We start from the raw sequence: 16,355 nt of genomic DNA, 5'->3' as shown, positions 1-16,355 counted from the left end.
CCATGCCTGGCTGCAGGTTCGCGAGGTTGCCGGCCAGCGGCCGGCAGTACCGCATTCAGAACGCCCCCAGCCGGGCCGGCCGGGGGCGCAGGGGGATCAGTCGACGCTGATCCCGGCCAGGCGCTGCAGCGCCTCGCCGTACTTGGCGCGGGTGCGCTCGATGATCTCGGCCGGGATGGTCGGGCCCGGGGCGGTCTTGCCCCAGTCCAGCGTCTCCAGGTAATCGCGCACGAACTGCTTGTCGTAGCTCGGCGGGCTGGTGCCCACTTCGTACTCGTCGGCCGGCCAGTAACGCGAGGAATCCGGCGTCAGCATCTCGTCCATGATGTACAGGCGGCCATCGGCGTCGGTACCGAACTCGAACTTGGTGTCGGCCAGGATGATGCCGCGCTCGCGGGCGTAGTCCGCGGCGAACTTGTAGATGCGCAGGGTGGCATCACGCACGCGCTCGGCCATCTCGGCACCGACCTGCTTCACCATCGCATCGAAATCGATGTTCTCGTCATGGTCGCCCACGGCGGCCTTGGTCGAGGGGGTGAAGATCGGCTCGGGCAGCTGCTCGGCCTGGCGCAGGCCATCGGGCAGGTCGATCCCGCTGACCTTGCCGGTGCGCTGGTAGTCCTTCCAGCCGCTGCCGATCAGGTAACCGCGGGCGATCGCTTCCACCGGCACCGGCTTCAGCTTGCGGGTGACCACCGCGCGCTTGGCGTACAGGGCCGGGTCCACGCCCTCGGGCAGCACGCTGGCCACATCGATGCCGGTCAGGTGGTTGGGCATCAGGTGCGCGGTCTTGGCGAACCAGAAGTTGGAGACCTGGCAGAGCATCTCGCCCTTGCCCGGGATCGGGTCGGGCAGGACCACATCGAAGGCCGACAGGCGATCGGTGGCCACCATCAGCAGGTAGTCGCCTGGTGGGGTCCCGGCTGGCAGCCGCTCGCGCGGGATATCGAACACGTCACGCACCTTGCCGCGGTGGCGCAAGGGCAGGCCGGGGAGATCGGATTGCAACAGCGTGGTTGGCACGGGCACTCCTGGGGCTTCGTCGATACGGCTGCCCAACGGACCCGGCGGGCCCGCTGACCAGCGGGCGGCCTAGTGTAAAGCGGTCCGGGCCCGCTGTGACGTAAAATGAGCGTCCATTTCGCCGGTCGACCCTGGGGCGCCATGCGCTGGTACGGAAAACTGCTCGGATTCATCGCCGGCGCGCTGCTGTTCCGGCCCAATCCGCTGTTCGGTGCGGTCATCGGCCTGCTGATCGGCCATGCCTTCGATTCGGACTGGTTCCGCCTGAACAAGGAGAACCCGTACCGGGAGCTGGGGCTGACTTCCGAGGCCACCGATGCCGAGGTCGAGCGCGCCTACCGCAAGCTGATTTCCCAGTACCACCCTGACAAGCTCGGTGGCGCGGCCCCCGAGCTGCAGCAGCAGGCCGAGCAGAAGTCGCGGCGGATCAACGCCGCCTACGACCGCATCAAGACCCTGCGCAAGCGCTGACCCCCTTTCCTACCGTTGCAAGGCCCGGCCATGTCCAACTGCCTCATCGCCCCCTCCATCCTGTCCGCCAACTTCGCCCGCCTCGGCGAGGAAGTCGACAACGTCCTCGCCGCCGGCGCGGACTGGGTCCACTTCGACGTGATGGACAACCACTACGTGCCGAACCTGACCATCGGCCCGATGGTCTGCCAGGCCCTGCGCAAGCACGGCGTGACCGCGCCGATCGACGTGCACCTGATGGTCGAACCGGTGGACCGCATCATCCCGGACTTCGCCGAGGCCGGTGCCACCTACATCAGCTTCCACCCGGAAGCGAGCCGCCACGTGCACCGCACCATCCAGCTGATCCGCTCGCTGGGTTGCAAGCCGGGCATCGTGCTGAACCCGGCCACCCCGGTGGACATCCTCGACTGGGTGCTGGATGACCTGGACCTGGTGCTGCTGATGTCGGTCAACCCGGGCTTCGGTGGCCAGGCCTTCATTCCTTCGGCATTGGACAAGCTGCGTGTGGTGCGCAAGAAGATCGATGCCAGCGGCCGCGACATCCGCCTGGAGATCGACGGTGGCGTGAAGGCCGACAACATCGGCGAGATCGCTGCGGCCGGTGCCGACACCTTCGTCGCCGGTTCGGCCATCTTCAACGCCAAGACCAGCTACCAGGACGTGATCGCGCAGATGCGCGCCAACGTCGCCGCGGCGCGCTGACAAAAAAGGGACGGAGGGGATTAAGCTCGCTTGACCCCTCCGTCCTCTTTTTCTGCCCATGGCACTCCTGAACATTCGCTCGGCCACCGTTGCCGATGCCGGCCTGATCCTGCAGTTCATCCGCGAACTGGCCATCTACGAGAAAGCCGAGCATTCGGTGCAGACCGATGAGATCGGCATCGCCGAAAGCCTGTTCGGCGCCGACGCCACGGCGAGCGCGCTGATCTGCGAAGCCGACGGTGAAGCGATCGGTTATGCGGTGTATTTCTACAACTATTCCACCTGGCTCGGCCGCAAGGGCATCTACCTGGAAGACCTGTACGTCAGCCCGCAGAAGCGGGGCTCAGGCGCGGGCAAGGCGCTGCTGAAATACATCGCGCGCCAGGCCGTGGCCGAAGGCTGCGGCCGTTTTGAATGGTCGGTGCTGGACTGGAACACCCCGGCCATCGAGTTCTACACCGCCGTCGGCGCGAAACCGCAGGACGAGTGGACCGTGTACCGGCTGCAGGGCCAGGCGCTGCACGATTTCGCCAACGGTTGAGGCGAAGTGCATCCACGCATGGCGTGGATCTACCCATCGGGTGGGTGCGAACCGCAACCCGGTGGGTGCGAACCTTGGTTCGCACTCCCTACGCACCCAAAAAAAAAGCCACGCCAAACACTGGCGTGGCCTTGCTGCATGCGTGGGAGGCTGATCCTGCCTCCATCCGTCGTCCCTGCTATGGCCTTCCATTCTCCAGTAGCTGAATGACACCTGCGTGACATTCACTGCGGACAAACGGCGCATTGCTAGCCTGTGCCACCCCCGTCCTGGAAGCACCGCATGACCACCCCGCGCTGGCGCCTGATCCTCAACGGAAAATCCGCAGGCAACGAGGAGCTGCGCGACGCCGTCGGCCATTGGCGCGGGCAGGGCGTGCAGCTGGACGTGCGGGTGACCTGGGAGGACGGCGACGCCGAGCGCTACGTGGCCGAGGCCATCGACCATGGCGTGGACGTGATTGTTGCTGCCGGCGGCGATGGCACACTCAGCGCGGTTGCAGAAACGCTGGCGCATCGCGAGGAACCGGCAGATGCGTTGCCCTCGCTGGCGCTGATCCCGATGGGGACCGCCAACGACTTCGCGACTGCGGCCGGCATCCCGACCGAGCCGAAGGCGGCCTTGGCCTTGATCGGGCAGGCCACGCCGCATGCCATCGATCTGCTGCGCGTAGACGCCGATGGCACGCCCTGGTGGTGCGCCAATCTCGCCAGCGGGGGCTTCGGCACGCAGGTGACGGTGGAGACCGATGCCGGCTTGAAGAAGATGCTGGGCGGGCTGGCCTACGTGATTACCGGCATTGCAAAGCTGGGGCGGATCGAGCCGATCAACGCGCGGCTGTCGGGCCCGGATTTCGCCTGGGAAGGCGACTTCATTGCGCTCGGCATCGGCAATGGGCGCCAGGCCGGTGGTGGCCAGCAGTTGTGCCCACAGGCACTGATCGATGACGGGCAGCTGGACGTGACGGTGCTTCCGGAGCTGGAAGGTGAGGTCACCGCCACGCTTGGCCAGATGCTGAAGTCCGGCACCCAGGCCGCGCTGGAACAGCTGGCGACGCGCGCGCGCCTGCCGTGGCTGCAGGTGGAATCCGAGCGCCCATTGACGCTCAACCTGGACGGCGAGCCGGTACAGGCCCGCCACTTCCGCATCGAGTGCGTGCCGGGCAGGGTGAGGATGCATCTGCCGGCCGACTGCCCGTTGCTGGGTGGGCAGGGGTTGCAGGGCCGGCAGGGGTAGAGTCGACTGTCAGTCGACTTGCGCGCGCAGCGCGGGGTTTTACGCCGTCGGAACGAAGAGCAGTCGACCAACAGTCGACCCTACCGGTCCCCGTCATCGGTCCCCGTGGCCGGCCCCAGGCGTCCAGTGATTCAGTTTCACAGGGTTCCCCTCCCGCCCAAGCTGCGATACAGTCAAAGGGTGTCCAGCCTGACGACCCCGCATACCCTTTCTTCCGCACGCCGTTGGTGGCGATGGTGGCCTGTTGCCGTCGTCCGTCCCCATAACGCTGTGTCCCGGAAGGAAAGTCGTCTTGAACTCGCACGCTCAGTTTCTGCAGCAGGCCGCTGAAGGCCACACCCATATTCCCGTTGTCCGCGAAGTGCTGTCCGACCTGGACACGCCGCTTTCGGTCTATCTGAAGCTCGCCGACGGCCCCAATACCTACCTGTTTGAATCCGTCGAAGGCGGCGAGCGCTTTGGTCGTTACTCGATCATCGGCCTGCCGGCACGTCGCGTGTACGCCTTCCACGGCCACACCCTGACCGTGCGCGAGGATGGCCAGGTGGTCGACACCCGCGAAGTGGCCGATCCCTTCGCCGAAGTCGAGGCGCTTCGCAGCGCCCACTCGGTACCGAAGCTGGAAGGCCTGCCGGGCTTCACCGGTGGCCTGGTCGGCTGGTTCGGTTTCGAGTGCATTGGCTACATCGAACCGCGCCTGGCCCCGCCGGCCGGCCGCGACGAGCTGGGCACGCCGGACATCCTGCTGCTGGACTCCAACGAGCTGGCGGTGTTCGACAACCTCAAAGGCCGGCTGTACCTGATCGTGCATGCCGACCCGCGTGTCGAGGGTGCGTTCGAGCAGGCGCTGGCACGCCTGGATGCATTGACCGCCAAGCTGCGCGCACCGGGTGCCGGCTATCCCGCACCGCTCAACAGCGACGTGCTGGACGAGTCCGATTTCGTCTCCGGCTTCACCCGCGAAGGCTTCGTCGATGCGGTCCAGCGCAGCAAGGAATACATCCGTGCCGGCGACATCTTCCAGGTGGTGCTCAGCCAGCGCCTGAGCGTGCCGTTCAAGGCGCGCCCGGTGGATGTGTACCGCGCGCTGCGTGCACTGAATCCCTCGCCGTACATGTACTTCCTGGATGTCGGCGACCTGCAGGTGGTCGGTTCCTCGCCGGAAATCCTGGTGCGTTTGCAGGATGGTGAAGTGACCGTGCGCCCGATCGCCGGCACCCGCCCGCGCGGTGCCACGCCCGAACTGGATCAGGCGCTGGAAGCCGAGCTGCTGGCCGATCCGAAGGAGCGCGCCGAGCACCTGATGCTGATCGACCTTGGCCGCAACGACGCCGGTCGTGTTTCGAAGGCCGGCACCGTGGAAGTGGGCGAGCAGTTCGTGATCGAACGCTATAGCCACGTCATGCACATCGTCAGCGAAGTGACCGGGCAGCTGCAGCCGGGCCTGAGCTACGCCGACGTGCTGCGCGCCACCTTCCCGGCCGGTACGGTCAGCGGTGCGCCGAAGATCCGCGCGCTGGAAGTGATCCGCGAGCTGGAACCGATCAAGCGCAATGTCTACGCCGGCAGCATCGGCTACATCGGCTGGCACGGCGATGCCGATACCGCGATCGCGATCCGCACCGCGGTGATCAAGGATGGCCGCCTGTATGTGCAGGCCGGTGCCGGCATCGTCTACGACTCGGACCCGGACAAGGAATGGGACGAGACGATGAACAAGGGCCGCGCGCTGTTCCGCGCCGTCGCCCAGGCCGCCAAGGGCCTGTGAGTTCTGCCGTGCCGTGGCCGACGCCGCGGCACCTTCCGCTGTTCCCATTCAAGACAAGGAGTACCGCATGAAGCTGCTGAGCGCATTGCTGTGGTCGTCACTGCTGGCCACGATGGCCCCGTCTGCGTGGGCGCAGGCCAACACCATTCCCTCGCAGCCGCACCTGCTGGTGAAGGGCGAGGCGCGCCGCGTGGTGATGCCGGACCGGTTCGGCCTGCAGTTGAACATCGAAGAGACCGACATGGATGCGGATGCAGCGCGCCGCCGCGTGCAGGACAACGTTGCCCGCGTGCTGGCGCTGTTCAAGCAGTACAAGGCGGTGGAAGGCAGCGTACGTGCGGACAACCTGCGGATCGGTCCGGCAACCCGCTTTGAGCAGAGCCGGCAGGTCTTCATGGGTACCCAGGTGTCGCGCCAGTTGCGCGCCAGCTTCGCCAGCGTGAAGCAGATGCAGGACGTGCTGGGTGCGCTGAAGGCCAATGAGAACGTGCAGGTCAGCAGTGTTGCCCCGACCTACTCGGGCGAAGTGGCGCTGCGCCGCGAGCTCAAGGGCGAGGCCGCGGCCAAGACCCGCGAGTCCGCGCAGGGGCTGGCCAAGGCCTATGGAACAAAAGTGCGCGGCCTGTACAGCATCTCCGATGTGGCGCCGAACTTTGCCTATGGCATCCAGGCCGGGCAATGGCCGCAGCTGGGCGAGGATGGTGAGTATCTCGACAGGATCTCGGTGACCGGCAGCTACGCACCGGCCTCGGCGCCGGCGCCCGCTGAACGCGAATCCATCGAAGCCGGCCCCATCACCTACACCGAAAACGTATACGCCATTTTCCTGATAAGCGACGGAACCTGACCATGTTGTGGATGATCGACAACTACGACAGCTTCACCTACAACCTCGTGCAGTACCTGCAGACGCTGGGTGCCGAGGTGAAGGTGGTGCGCAACGATGCGATGAGCGTGGACGAGATCGCCGCGCAGAAGCCCGAACGCATCGTCATCTCGCCCGGCCCGTGCACGCCCAACGAAGCGGGCGTGTCGCTGGCGCTGATCGAGCGCCTGGGACCGACCACGCCGATCCTCGGCGTCTGCCTGGGCCACCAGGGCATCGGCCAGGTCTACGGCGGCACGGTCATCCGCGCCGGCAACATCATGCACGGCAAGACCTCGCCCATCCGCCATGAAGGCAAGGGCGTGTTCGCCGGCCTGCCGGACCGCTACCAGGCCACCCGCTACCACTCGCTGGTGGTGGACAAGCACAGCCTGCCCGACGCGCTGGAAGTGACCGCCTGGACCGAGAACGACGACGGCTCGATCGAAGAGATCATGGGCCTGCGCCACCGCCAGTTCCCGGTGGAAGGCGTGCAGTTCCACCCCGAATCCATCCTCACCGAACACGGCCACGCCCTGCTGCGTAATTTCCTGCAGCGTCCGGCGGCCTGATCCTAGGAGCATTCCCATGAGCTTCTCCCCCCAGGAAGCCCTGCAACGCACCATCGAACACCGCGAAATCTTCTTCGACGAAATGGTCGACCTGATGCGGCAGATCATGCGCGGCGACGTGTCGCCGATGATGACCGCTGCCATCCTCACCGGCCTGCGCGTGAAGAAGGAAACCATCGATGAGATCGCCGCGGCGGCCACCGTAATGCGCGAGTTCGCGCTGGCGGTGCCGGTGGCTGACAGCACCCACCTGGTCGACATCGTCGGCACCGGTGGCGATGGCTCGCACACGTTCAACATCTCTACCTGCGCGATGTTCGTCGCGGCTGCCGCCGGCGCGCGCGTGGCCAAGCATGGCAACCGCAGCGTGTCGTCCAAGTCCGGCAGCGCCGATGCAGTCGAAGCGCTGGGTGCGGCCATCGAGTTGCAGCCGGCACAGGTGGCCGCGGCCATCGAACAGACCGGCATCGGCTTCATGTTCGCGCCGATCCACCATCCGTCGATGAAGGTCGTTGCGCCGGTCCGCCGCGAGATGGGCGTGCGCACCATCTTCAACATCCTTGGCCCGCTGACCAACCCGGCCAGCGCACCGTCGGTGCTGATGGGCGTGTTCCACCCCGATTTAGTGGGTATCCAGGCGCGGGTGCTGCGCGAGCTGGGCACCGAGCGCGCCATGGTGGTCTGGGGCCGCGACAACATGGACGAGATCTCGCTGGGCGCCGGCACTCTGGTTGGCGAACTGCGCGACGGCAAGGTGCGCGAGTACGAGATCCACCCGGAGGACTTCGGCATCGCCATGTCGGCCAGCCGCAACCTGCGCGTGGACGGCCCGGAGCAGTCCATTGCCATGCTGCGTGCGGTGCTGGACAACACCCCCGGCCCGGCGCTGGACATCGTGGCCCTGAACGCAGGCGCCGCGCTGTACGTGGCCGGCGTGGCCAGCGACATCGGCGACGGCCTGGCCCGCGCCCGTGCCGCCATCGCCAACGGCAGCGCCCGTCAGCGCCTGCAGCAGTACGTTGACACCACCCGCACGCTGGTAGCCTGAGCGCGCGGTTCAGCCTGACCCCCTCGATGGCCGATAATGGCCGTCCTCACCGCCCCCGCATTGAACCGACGACGATGAGCGACATCCTGCAGACGATCCTGGCCCGCAAGGCCGAAGAAGTGGCCCAGCGCCGTGCCCAGCGTCCCCTCGAGGACCTGCAGGTCGCCGTGGCCAGCGCCCCGCCGGTACGTGGCTTCGTGCGCGCGCTGCAGGCGGCGGTGGCCAACGGCGACCCGGCGGTGATCGCCGAGGTGAAGAAGGCCAGCCCGTCCAAGGGCGTGATCCGCCCGGATTTCCGCCCGGCCGACATCGCGGTCAGCTATGAGTTCGGCGGCGCCAGCTGCCTGTCGGTGCTGACCGATGTGGACTTCTTCCAGGGTGCTGATGCCTACCTGCAGCAGGCCCGTGACGCCTGCACGCTGCCGGTGCTGCGCAAGGACTTCGTGATCGACGCCTACCAGGTGTATGAGGCGCGTGTGCTGGGTGCCGACTGCATCCTGCTGATCGTCGCCGCGCTGGACGACACGCAGTTGGCCACGCTGTCCGAACTGGCGATGTCGCTGGGCATGGACGTACTGGTGGAAGTGCACGACATCGACGAGCTGGAGCGTGCGCTGCAGGTGCCGGCACCGATGATCGGCATCAACAACCGCAACCTGCGCACCTTCGAGGTGTCGCTGCAGACCACGCTGGACATGCAGAAGGCGGTGCCGCGCGATCGCCTGCTGGTCACCGAGAGCGGCATCCTCGGCCCGCAGGACGTGGCGCTGATGCGCGACGCCGGCATCCACTCGTTCCTGGTGGGCGAGGCCTTCATGCGCGTGGAAGAGCCGGGCGAGGGCCTGCGTCAGCTATTCTTCGCGGCATGAAAACGCACTATCCAACGCCGCGCGAGGATGCGCCGCTGGTGGTCTTCGACTTCGACCACACCCTGTACGACGGCGATTCGGGCACGCATCTGTTCGCTTCGCTGATCAAGCGCAATCCGCTGCGGATGCTGGCGGCGCTGCTGGTCACCCCGATCGCCGGGCCGCTGGTGGCGATGCTGCCAACCCGCCGTACCGGCATTTCGGTCTATGTGTGGATCGGCAGTTTCGGCCTGCACCGTGCGCGCGATTTCAACAAGGTCATCGACGCCTATGTGCTGCGCAATGAGGCGCAGATGCGCGCCAAGCTGCTGCCGCAGGCGCTGGAGGTGTTCGCCGCGCACCGTGCCAAGGGGGACCGCGTGGTGGTCGCCACCGGCGCGCCACCGGAACTTGCACGCGCGATCCTGGCCTTCGTGGCCCATCAGGACGTGCCGGTGATCGGTACCGAGGTCGGCCCGCGGCTGGGCGGTGTTGGCCCGACCCGCCACTGCCACAACGAAGAAAAGATGCGCATGCTGCGCGAGCGCGGCTACGGCGATATCGACATCGCCTACTCCGACAGCACCGCCGACCTGCCGCTGCTGCTGGCGGCGAAGGCGCCGGTCGTGGTCAACCCGAAACCGGGCCGCGTGGAGTTCTTCCGCCGCGTGCTGCCGGCCGGTACCCGCATCCTCAACTGGGGTTGCGTCGACCGCGGCGGCGACAAGGCCTGATCCCGCCGCACGGTAATGGATTTGCCGGCCAGCGGCCGGCACTACCCCTTTTCCGTCCTGGTAGTGCCGGCCGCTGGCCGGCAAACGATCAGCGCGCCAGATACCCGGTCAGCGCATGTCCGATCTGGAACAGGCTGATGGCCAGCACCAGCACGCCGACGGCCACCAGCACCCAGCGCTCCTTCACCCGCTTGACCAGGATCGCCGCCACCGGCGCGGCCATCATGCCGCCGATCAGCAGGCCGGCGACGATCTGCAGGTGCTGCACGCCCATCGACAGCAGGAAGGTGGCCGAGATGGTCAGGGTGACGATGAACTCGGCCGCGTTGACCGTACCGATGGTGGTACGCGCCTGGCCGCCACGGGCGAGCAGGGTGGAGGTGGCCACCGGCCCCCAGCCGCCGCCGCCGCTGGCATCGAGCAGGCCGGCGAAGAAGCCCAGCACCGGCACCCGGCGGATCTCGCCCTTGGGCATCCAGCGCCCGGCCGCGCGGGCCAGGATGATGATGGCCAGCACCAGCAGGTACAGGTAGATCAGTGGCCGGATGATGTCGCCAGGGATCTGGGTGAGCACGTAGGCGCCCACGGCACCGCCGACTGCGCCGGGCAGGGCCAGGCGCAGGAACAGGCGCTTATCGACATTGCCGGCTGCCAGGTGCGACACACCTGAGGCGCCGGTGGTGAACACTTCCGCAGTGTGGATGCTGGCGCTGACCTGTGCCGGTGGCAGGCCCATGCTCAGCATCACCGACGAGGACACCAGGCCGAATGCCATGCCCAAAGCGCCGTCCACCAGCTGTGCGCCGAGGCCGATGAGGATGAACCACCAGAATTCGCTGCTCAGTTCCATGCACCGAGCCTAGCGGAAGCGGGTGTGCGGGGCATGCGATGGTAGGTCGCATGTCCCGCGATCCGCCGGGCATGGCCCGGCGCTACCGTCGCCGGTGATCCTGGGTAGCGCCGGGCCATGCCCGGCGAATGCTCAACGATCAACGGGTGCCGTACAGCACCACGGTCTTGCCACGTGCATGCAGCAGGCCGTCGGTCTGCAGCTTCTTCAGCACGCGGCCAGCCATTTCGCGCGAGCAACCCACCAGACGGGCCAGTTCCTGCCGCGAGACGCGCAGCTGGCTGCCCTGCGGGTGGCTCATCGCCTCCGGCTCCTGTGCCAGGTCGTGCAGGGTGCGCACGATCCGGTCAGTGACGTCCAGGAACGCCAGGCGACTGGCCTTGCGGCTGGTGTCGAGCAGGCGCTTGGAGATCTGCTGGCCCAGCGCGTACAGCAGGCGCGGGGCATCGGCCGACAGCGGGCCGAGGAACAGCTGGTGCAGGCGTTCGTAGCTGATTTCGGCCAGCTCGCAGGCGGTACGGGTCCGCAGGATCACCTCGCGGCGGTCCGATTCAACGAACAGGCCCATCTCGCCGACGAACTCGCCGGCACCGAAGTAGCCCAGCACCAGCTCGCGATCGTCATCTTCCTCGGCCATGATCGAAACCGAGCCGCTGATGACGTAATACAGGGTTCCCGCCGGGTCACCGGGTCGGAAGACGTCGGTACGGGTGGGGTATCGCCGCCTGTGGCTGTGCGCCAGGAAACGATCGATTGTGGCGATATCCAGGGCCAGTGGACTGCTAGCTAGGCGCACGGTTGACACGATAGGAGCGCTCCCTCTGCGCATGAACGGATTCACGGGGTCGATAGCGGAGCTTAACCAGCGCAATTGTTAAGGGCAAACAGTGTGCCAGATGTGAGCGGTCTTCACGTTCCCCCCGGGGACAGTTTGCCCCATAATTCACCCTTTCCCTTCTTACACAGGAATCGACCGCCGTGGTCAAGCCGTTGCCTCGCCTGAGGCTGCAGGGTTTCAACAACCTCACCAAGGCGCTGAGCTTCAACATCTATGACGTGTGTTACGCGCGCACCGAAGAGGAGCGTCAGCGTTACATTGAATACATCGATGAAGAGTACAACGCCGACAGGCTGACTCAAATCTTGACCGATGTCGCTGAGATCATCGGCGCCAACATCCTCAACGTGGCCCGCCAGGATTACGATCCGCAGGGTGCCTCGGTGACGATCCTGATCTCCGAAGAACCGGTGATCGACAAGAAGCAGGCCGGCAAGGAGCTTATCTCCGATGCCGTGGTCGCGCACATGGACAAGTCGCACATCACCGTGCACACCTATCCGGAAACGCACCCGCAGGAAGGTATCGCGACCTTCCGCGCCGACATCGATGTGGCTACCTGTGGCGTCATTTCGCCGCTGAAGGCGCTGAACTACCTGATCGAGAGTCTGGAATCGGACATCGTGATCATGGACTACCGCGTGCGTGGCTTCACCCGCGATGTGAAGGGCAAGAAGCACTACATCGACCACAAGATCAACTCGATCCAGAACTTCCTGGCCAAGAACATCAAGTCGCGTTACGAGATGTTCGACGTCAACGTCTACCAGGAAAACATCTTCCACACGAAGATGCACCTGAAGGACTTCGACCTGGACCAGTACCTGTTCGAGGAGAAGGCCAAGAACCTGTCGTTCAAGGAACGCATGAAGATCGAAGCGCTGCTCAAGCGCGAGATCGAAGAGCTGTTCCACGGCCGGAACCTGTCCGAGTAAGCCCCATGCGCGATGCCGGCAGGCATCGCTGCCCAGGCGGGACGACCCGCCCCGTGGAACCTGCGCTTTGCGCACTGTATAGTTCCACGGTGATGTACCGACCCACGGCCCGGTGTGAAAACACCGGGCCGTTTCGTTTTTTCAAAAAAGGTAAGGAGCCCCCACCCATGCCCTGGATCTACCTGCTGCTGGCCGGCCTGTTCGAGATCGGTTTCGCCCTCGGAATGAAGTACTCCGAAGGCTTCAGCAAACCCCTGCCCACCGCCGCCACGGTGGTGTCCGCGCTGATCAGCCTGTACCTGATGAGCCAGGCGATGAAGAGCATCCCGGTCGGCACGGCCTATGCGATCTGGACCGGCATCGGCGCCATGGGCGTGGCGGTGCTGGGCATCTACCTGTTCAACGACAGCGCGTCGCCGGCACGCCTGGCCTGCGTGGGCCTGATCGTGGCGGGTGTGATCGGCCTGAAGCTGGTCTCGCCGAACTAAGGCGGCCCGACCAACGGTCGGGCCCCACCGTCGGGGCCCACCGTCGGGGCCCATCGTGCCCTTGGGTAGGCCCCCACCGTTGGTGGGGGCGCCCCGGTCAAATGCGGTAAGCGATGGTCTTCATCACTTTGGAGGCCAGCGCCATCGCGCCCGGAATCGGGAACGGCAGGCGGCGTGCGCCGGCCTGCTCGGCGTGCTCCGCGTGGCGAGCCTCGTCGTCCTTCATCACCTTGATGACCGCGCGGCTGCGCAGGTCGCCTGGGGGCAGGTCGACCAGGTGTTCGTCCAGATGGGCCTCCACCTGGCGCTCGGTCTCGACCACGAAGCCCAGGTTCCAGCCGTCGCCGCGCAGCCCGGCCAGGGTGCCGATGGTGTAGCTGCCGGCATACCACAGCGGGTTGAACAGGCTTGGGCGGCTGTCCAGCTCGCCCAGCCGGGTGGCGCACCACGCCAGGTGGTCGGTTTCTTCCTGTGCCGCTTCCAGCAGGTGTTCGCGCGTGGCCGGGTCGCGGGCCACGGCGGCCTGGCCGAAGTACAGGCCCTGTGCGCAGACTTCGCCCACGTGGTTGATCCGCATCAGGCCGGCCGCGTGGCGGCGCTCGGCGCTGTCCATGCCCGGCTCGTCGGTATCCGCGGCCGGGTAGGGGCGGGCCGCCGGCGGATTGCCGAAGACCGTGTCCAGGGCTCGTTGCGCCTGGGTCAGCAGATGGTCCAGCGGGGTGGTCTGGCGGAGCACGGTCATGGCGGTACGCGATGGGGCGGAAGACCCCGCGATTCTCGCCCGGCCCCGACCCCCTGCCAACCCGCGGCTGGGGGCAGCTTGCACCGGGGGCTTGACCTGCGTACAATCCCGCCTCTTACGCTTCATCTTTCACAACGCGTGGCAGAGTTCCGGTGAGTCCTTCGCCGCAATGAGCCCGACCTAACTAGAGTTCTTCATGAGCACTTTCACTGCCAAGAACGAGACCGTCCAGCGCGACTGGTACCTCGTCGACGCCGAGGGCAAGACCCTGGGCCGTCTCTGCACCGAGCTGGCCCGCCGTCTGCGTGGCAAGCACAAGCCGGTCTACACCCCGCACGTTGATACCGGCGACTACCTGGTCGTCATCAATGCAGAAAAGATTGTCGTCACCGGCAAGAAGCTGCAGGACAAGATGTATCACCGTTTCACCGGCTACATCGGCAACCTGAAGACCGAGTCCCTGGCTCAGGCGCTGGAGCGTCACCCGGAGCGCGTGATCGAGACCGCCGTCAAGGGCATGCTGCCGAAGGGCCCGCTGGGTCGCCAGATGTACCGCAAGCTCAAGGTCTACGCCGGCACTGAGCATCCGCACGCCGCACAGCAGCCGCAGGTTCTGGATATCTAATCATGGCTATCACTCAAAACTACGGCACTGGCCGCCGCAAGTCCTCCACCGCTCGCGTGTTCCTGCGCAAGGGTTCGGGCAACATCACCGTCAATGGCCGTCCGCTGGACGAGTTCTTCGGTCGTGAGACCGCGCGCATGATCGTGCGCCAGCCGCTCGAGCTGACCAAGAACACCGAAAGCTTCGACATCCTGGTCACCGCCGCTGGCGGCGGCACCACCGGCCAGGCCGGTGCGATCCGTCTGGGCATCGCCCGTGCGCTGGTCGAGTACGACGAAACCCTGAAGTCCGAGCTGCGCAAGGCTGGCTTCATGACCCGTGACGCCCGTGAAGTCGAGCGTAAGAAGGTCGGTCTGCATAAGGCCCGTCGCGCCACCCAGTTCTCCAAGCGCTGATCTACCGTGCCTGGTTGGGCTCCTTCGGGGGCCCGCTGGTTGGAAAAGCAAAAGCCCGGCTTCGGCCGGGCTTTTGTCGTTCTGGGGGTATGCATTTCGAGGTTGCCGGCCAGATGGGGTGGGGTCAGAGCCCTTTCCTTTGGAAAAGGATCCGACCCCGAATCTATCTCTGGAGAGGAGCCCCCTTGTTGTTCAAGGGGGCGCGCCGACAGGTGCGGGGATAAGGTGGAATGCGCGACCAAATTAAAAGCAAAAGGCCAGATCTTTCGATCTGGCCTTTTGCTTTTAATTTGGCTGCCCCTGATGGATTCGAACCACCGATGCCTGAGTCAGAGTCAGGTGCCTTACCGCTTGGCTAAGGGGCAATGTAACGTGTAACTATTTTCTCACTCTTCACACTGAAAAACAACTTGAATTTCAGTGTGGTGGCTATGGGTGGACTCGAACCACCGACCCCAGCATTATGAGTGCTGTGCTCTAACCGGCTGAGCTACATAGCCTTGGTGAGCCCGCTATTCTGCTGATGTGTATCGACCCTGTCAACACTTTTGTGTCGTGCTTGTAGGCCGACAGACGGCATGGGATAGTCCCAACCAGTAGATTTTTTAGGAGTCCGCATCGTGATCGATCCGGACGGCTATCGACCGAACGTCGGCATTGTGCTGATGCGGCAGGACGGCCAGGTGTTCTGGGCACGACGCGTGCGCCGGGACGGTTGGCAGTTCCCGCAGGGTGGCATGAATACCGACGAGACGCCTGTCGAGGCCATGTATCGTGAACTGCAGGAAGAGACCGGCCTGCTGCCTGAGCACGTGGAAGTGCTCGGGGCAACGCCCGGCTGGCTGCGCTACAAGCTGCCGGCGCGGGCCATCCGCCGCAACGAGCGGCAGGTCTGCATCGGCCAGAAGCAGGTCTGGTTCCTGCTGCGCCTGACCGGTGACGAATCCCATGTGTGCCTGGACCACACCGACTCGCCGGAGTTCGACCACTGGCGATGGGTGGATTTCTGGTACCCGGTGGAGCACGTGGTGATGTTCAAGCGCGGCGTCTACGCACGTGCTTTGCGACATCTGGCTCCGCTGGCCCAGGGGGTGGCCGGGCAGGGCGTCACGGCCATGCCCAAGAGCGCTGCCGAGGCCTGGATGCCTGGCCACACGGCTGGCCACGATCGCCCGCGAAAGCGTCCGCGCAGCCGCGGCTACTGGCCGAAGAAGGCGCAGGGCGACGTCCCGCCGACGTAAACTGCTGAACGGTATCGAGAATGGTTCAGGTCTCTGATTGACAACCATTCTCGTTTCCATTGGAATAGCCAACAGGCCGCCTCTGGCCTGTCAGCCCGGTTCACGCCTGTGTACGTCTGCATCTGCAACGGAGTCACCGACCACCAGATCCGCGAAGCCGCCAGCCATGGCGTCACGTCGGTGGCCGAGCTGACCATGCGTACCGGCTGTGGCGCCACCTGCGGTTCCTGCCTGGACATGGCCGGCGAGCTGCTGGCCAAGGCGCACGCCACCCACGACCTGCCGTTGCCGGTGCTCGGCCTGGCACAGGTCGCCTGAGCGACTTCTTTCGCGGCGCATTGACGCCGCGCATTCGTTTCCTTCACTGCGTGCCGCACAGGCCAATGCGCACGATTCGCGTTCCTTCACCGGCGCGCGCAAGGCGCTAAAG

The 16,355-nt window shown here is 65.6% G+C and carries 20 protein-coding genes and 2 tRNA genes; 16 read left to right on the top strand and 6 right to left on the bottom strand.

Annotated elements, in window-relative coordinates:
- Window positions 1–96 precede the first annotated feature (96 nt).
- A complete protein-coding gene (locus SMAL_RS18930) occupies window positions 97–1,023 on the bottom strand; it encodes a phosphoribosylaminoimidazolesuccinocarboxamide synthase (RefSeq protein ID WP_006399041.1) in 927 nt (308 codons plus the stop codon).
- A gap of 141 nt (window positions 1,024–1,164) precedes the next feature.
- Here SMAL_RS18930 and SMAL_RS18925 point away from each other — a divergent pair, with 141 nt between their 5' ends.
- The 10 genes from SMAL_RS18925 (at window position 1,165) to SMAL_RS18880 (ending at window position 9,811) form a co-directional block, all read left to right on the top strand.
- The gene (locus SMAL_RS18925) at window positions 1,165–1,494 is read left to right on the top strand and encodes a J domain-containing protein (protein ID WP_006399039.1); all 330 of its coding nucleotides are present in this window, start codon (window positions 1,165–1,167) and stop codon (window positions 1,492–1,494) included.
- Between the two features lie 30 nt (window positions 1,495–1,524).
- Window positions 1,525–2,199 carry a ribulose-phosphate 3-epimerase gene (rpe, locus tag SMAL_RS18920; protein ID WP_006399038.1) on the top strand — a complete coding sequence of 225 codons (675 nt, stop codon included), beginning with the start codon at window positions 1,525–1,527 and terminating at the stop codon, window positions 2,197–2,199.
- A 58-nt stretch (window positions 2,200–2,257) separates the two neighbouring features.
- The gene (locus tag SMAL_RS18915; RefSeq protein ID WP_012512318.1) at window positions 2,258–2,740 is read left to right on the top strand and encodes a GNAT family N-acetyltransferase; all 483 of its coding nucleotides are present in this window, start codon (window positions 2,258–2,260) and stop codon (window positions 2,738–2,740) included.
- 282 nt (window positions 2,741–3,022) lie between these two features.
- Window positions 3,023–3,976: a lipid kinase YegS gene (gene yegS / locus SMAL_RS18910; protein ID WP_012512317.1), complete on the top strand. Its 954-nt coding sequence runs from the start codon at window positions 3,023–3,025 to the stop codon at window positions 3,974–3,976.
- A 292-nt stretch (window positions 3,977–4,268) separates the two neighbouring features.
- Window positions 4,269–5,744 carry an anthranilate synthase component I gene (gene trpE / locus SMAL_RS18905; protein ID WP_012512316.1) on the top strand — a complete coding sequence of 492 codons (1,476 nt, stop codon included), beginning with the start codon at window positions 4,269–4,271 and terminating at the stop codon, window positions 5,742–5,744.
- A 67-nt stretch (window positions 5,745–5,811) separates the two neighbouring features.
- Entirely contained in the window at window positions 5,812–6,591 is a 780-nt protein-coding gene (locus SMAL_RS18900; RefSeq protein WP_012512315.1) for an SIMPL domain-containing protein, read from the top strand.
- A 2-nt stretch (window positions 6,592–6,593) separates the two neighbouring features.
- Entirely contained in the window at window positions 6,594–7,181 is a 588-nt protein-coding gene (locus tag SMAL_RS18895) for an anthranilate synthase component II (protein ID WP_012512314.1), read from the top strand.
- A 16-nt stretch (window positions 7,182–7,197) separates the two neighbouring features.
- The gene (gene trpD, locus SMAL_RS18890; RefSeq protein WP_012512313.1) at window positions 7,198–8,229 is read left to right on the top strand and encodes an anthranilate phosphoribosyltransferase; all 1,032 of its coding nucleotides are present in this window, start codon (window positions 7,198–7,200) and stop codon (window positions 8,227–8,229) included.
- 74 nt (window positions 8,230–8,303) lie between these two features.
- Entirely contained in the window at window positions 8,304–9,098 is a 795-nt protein-coding gene (gene trpC / locus SMAL_RS18885) for an indole-3-glycerol phosphate synthase TrpC (protein WP_012512312.1), read from the top strand.
- Window positions 9,095–9,811 (top strand): haloacid dehalogenase-like hydrolase, encoded by a 717-nt coding sequence (locus SMAL_RS18880; protein WP_012512311.1) that lies wholly within the window; start codon window positions 9,095–9,097, stop codon window positions 9,809–9,811. The genes trpC and SMAL_RS18880 overlap by 4 nt, the downstream gene beginning before the upstream one ends.
- A gap of 88 nt (window positions 9,812–9,899) precedes the next feature.
- On the opposite strand, the gene SMAL_RS18875 is transcribed toward SMAL_RS18880, so the two are convergent.
- Both SMAL_RS18875 and crp read right to left on the bottom strand, forming a co-directional pair.
- Window positions 9,900–10,661, bottom strand: coding sequence for a sulfite exporter TauE/SafE family protein (locus SMAL_RS18875; protein ID WP_012512310.1), 762 nt, complete (start codon window positions 10,659–10,661; stop codon window positions 9,900–9,902).
- Between the two features lie 139 nt (window positions 10,662–10,800).
- Entirely contained in the window at window positions 10,801–11,490 is a 690-nt protein-coding gene (crp, locus tag SMAL_RS18870; RefSeq protein WP_010482649.1) for a cAMP-activated global transcriptional regulator CRP, read from the bottom strand.
- A 149-nt stretch (window positions 11,491–11,639) separates the two neighbouring features.
- Here crp and speD point away from each other — a divergent pair, with 149 nt between their 5' ends.
- Together speD and SMAL_RS18860 are read left to right on the top strand one after the other, a co-directional pair.
- A complete protein-coding gene (gene speD / locus SMAL_RS18865; protein WP_006473908.1) occupies window positions 11,640–12,434 on the top strand; it encodes an adenosylmethionine decarboxylase in 795 nt (264 codons plus the stop codon).
- A gap of 167 nt (window positions 12,435–12,601) precedes the next feature.
- Window positions 12,602–12,922, top strand: a complete 321-nt coding sequence (locus SMAL_RS18860) for a DMT family transporter (protein WP_005411314.1) — start codon at window positions 12,602–12,604, stop codon at window positions 12,920–12,922.
- A 97-nt stretch (window positions 12,923–13,019) separates the two neighbouring features.
- Here SMAL_RS18860 and coq7 read toward each other — a convergent pair whose 3' ends face one another.
- Window positions 13,020–13,664, bottom strand: a complete 645-nt coding sequence (gene coq7, locus SMAL_RS18855) for a 2-polyprenyl-3-methyl-6-methoxy-1,4-benzoquinone monooxygenase (protein ID WP_012512309.1) — start codon at window positions 13,662–13,664, stop codon at window positions 13,020–13,022.
- 196 nt (window positions 13,665–13,860) lie between these two features.
- On the opposite strand from coq7, the gene rplM reads away from it, so the two are divergent.
- Window positions 13,861–14,289 (top strand): 50S ribosomal protein L13, encoded by a 429-nt coding sequence (rplM, locus tag SMAL_RS18850; protein ID WP_006398837.1) that lies wholly within the window; start codon window positions 13,861–13,863, stop codon window positions 14,287–14,289.
- A 2-nt stretch (window positions 14,290–14,291) separates the two neighbouring features.
- Entirely contained in the window at window positions 14,292–14,684 is a 393-nt protein-coding gene (gene rpsI, locus SMAL_RS18845) for a 30S ribosomal protein S9 (RefSeq protein WP_005411311.1), read from the top strand.
- Between the two features lie 291 nt (window positions 14,685–14,975).
- On the opposite strand, the gene SMAL_RS18840 is transcribed toward rpsI, so the two are convergent.
- Both SMAL_RS18840 and SMAL_RS18835 read right to left on the bottom strand, forming a co-directional pair.
- Window positions 14,976–15,049, bottom strand: a tRNA-Gln gene (locus SMAL_RS18840).
- 58 nt (window positions 15,050–15,107) lie between these two features.
- Window positions 15,108–15,184: transfer RNA gene (locus SMAL_RS18835), tRNA-Met, on the bottom strand.
- Between the two features lie 120 nt (window positions 15,185–15,304).
- Between SMAL_RS18835 and SMAL_RS18830 the strand changes: the two genes are divergently transcribed.
- Together SMAL_RS18830 and SMAL_RS18825 are read left to right on the top strand one after the other, a co-directional pair.
- Window positions 15,305–15,925, top strand: coding sequence for an RNA pyrophosphohydrolase (locus SMAL_RS18830; protein ID WP_012512308.1), 621 nt, complete (start codon window positions 15,305–15,307; stop codon window positions 15,923–15,925).
- A 108-nt stretch (window positions 15,926–16,033) separates the two neighbouring features.
- Window positions 16,034–16,243 (top strand): (2Fe-2S)-binding protein, encoded by a 210-nt coding sequence (locus tag SMAL_RS18825; RefSeq protein WP_012512307.1) that lies wholly within the window; start codon window positions 16,034–16,036, stop codon window positions 16,241–16,243.
- Window positions 16,244–16,355: the final 112 nt, after the last annotated feature.

It is taken from the genome of Stenotrophomonas maltophilia R551-3, from assembly GCF_000020665.1.
Taxonomy (GTDB): Bacteria; Pseudomonadota; Gammaproteobacteria; order Xanthomonadales; family Xanthomonadaceae; genus Stenotrophomonas; species Stenotrophomonas maltophilia_L.
The sequence above is the reverse complement of the archived record's forward strand: the minus strand, read 5'-3'. Positions and strand labels throughout refer to the sequence as shown.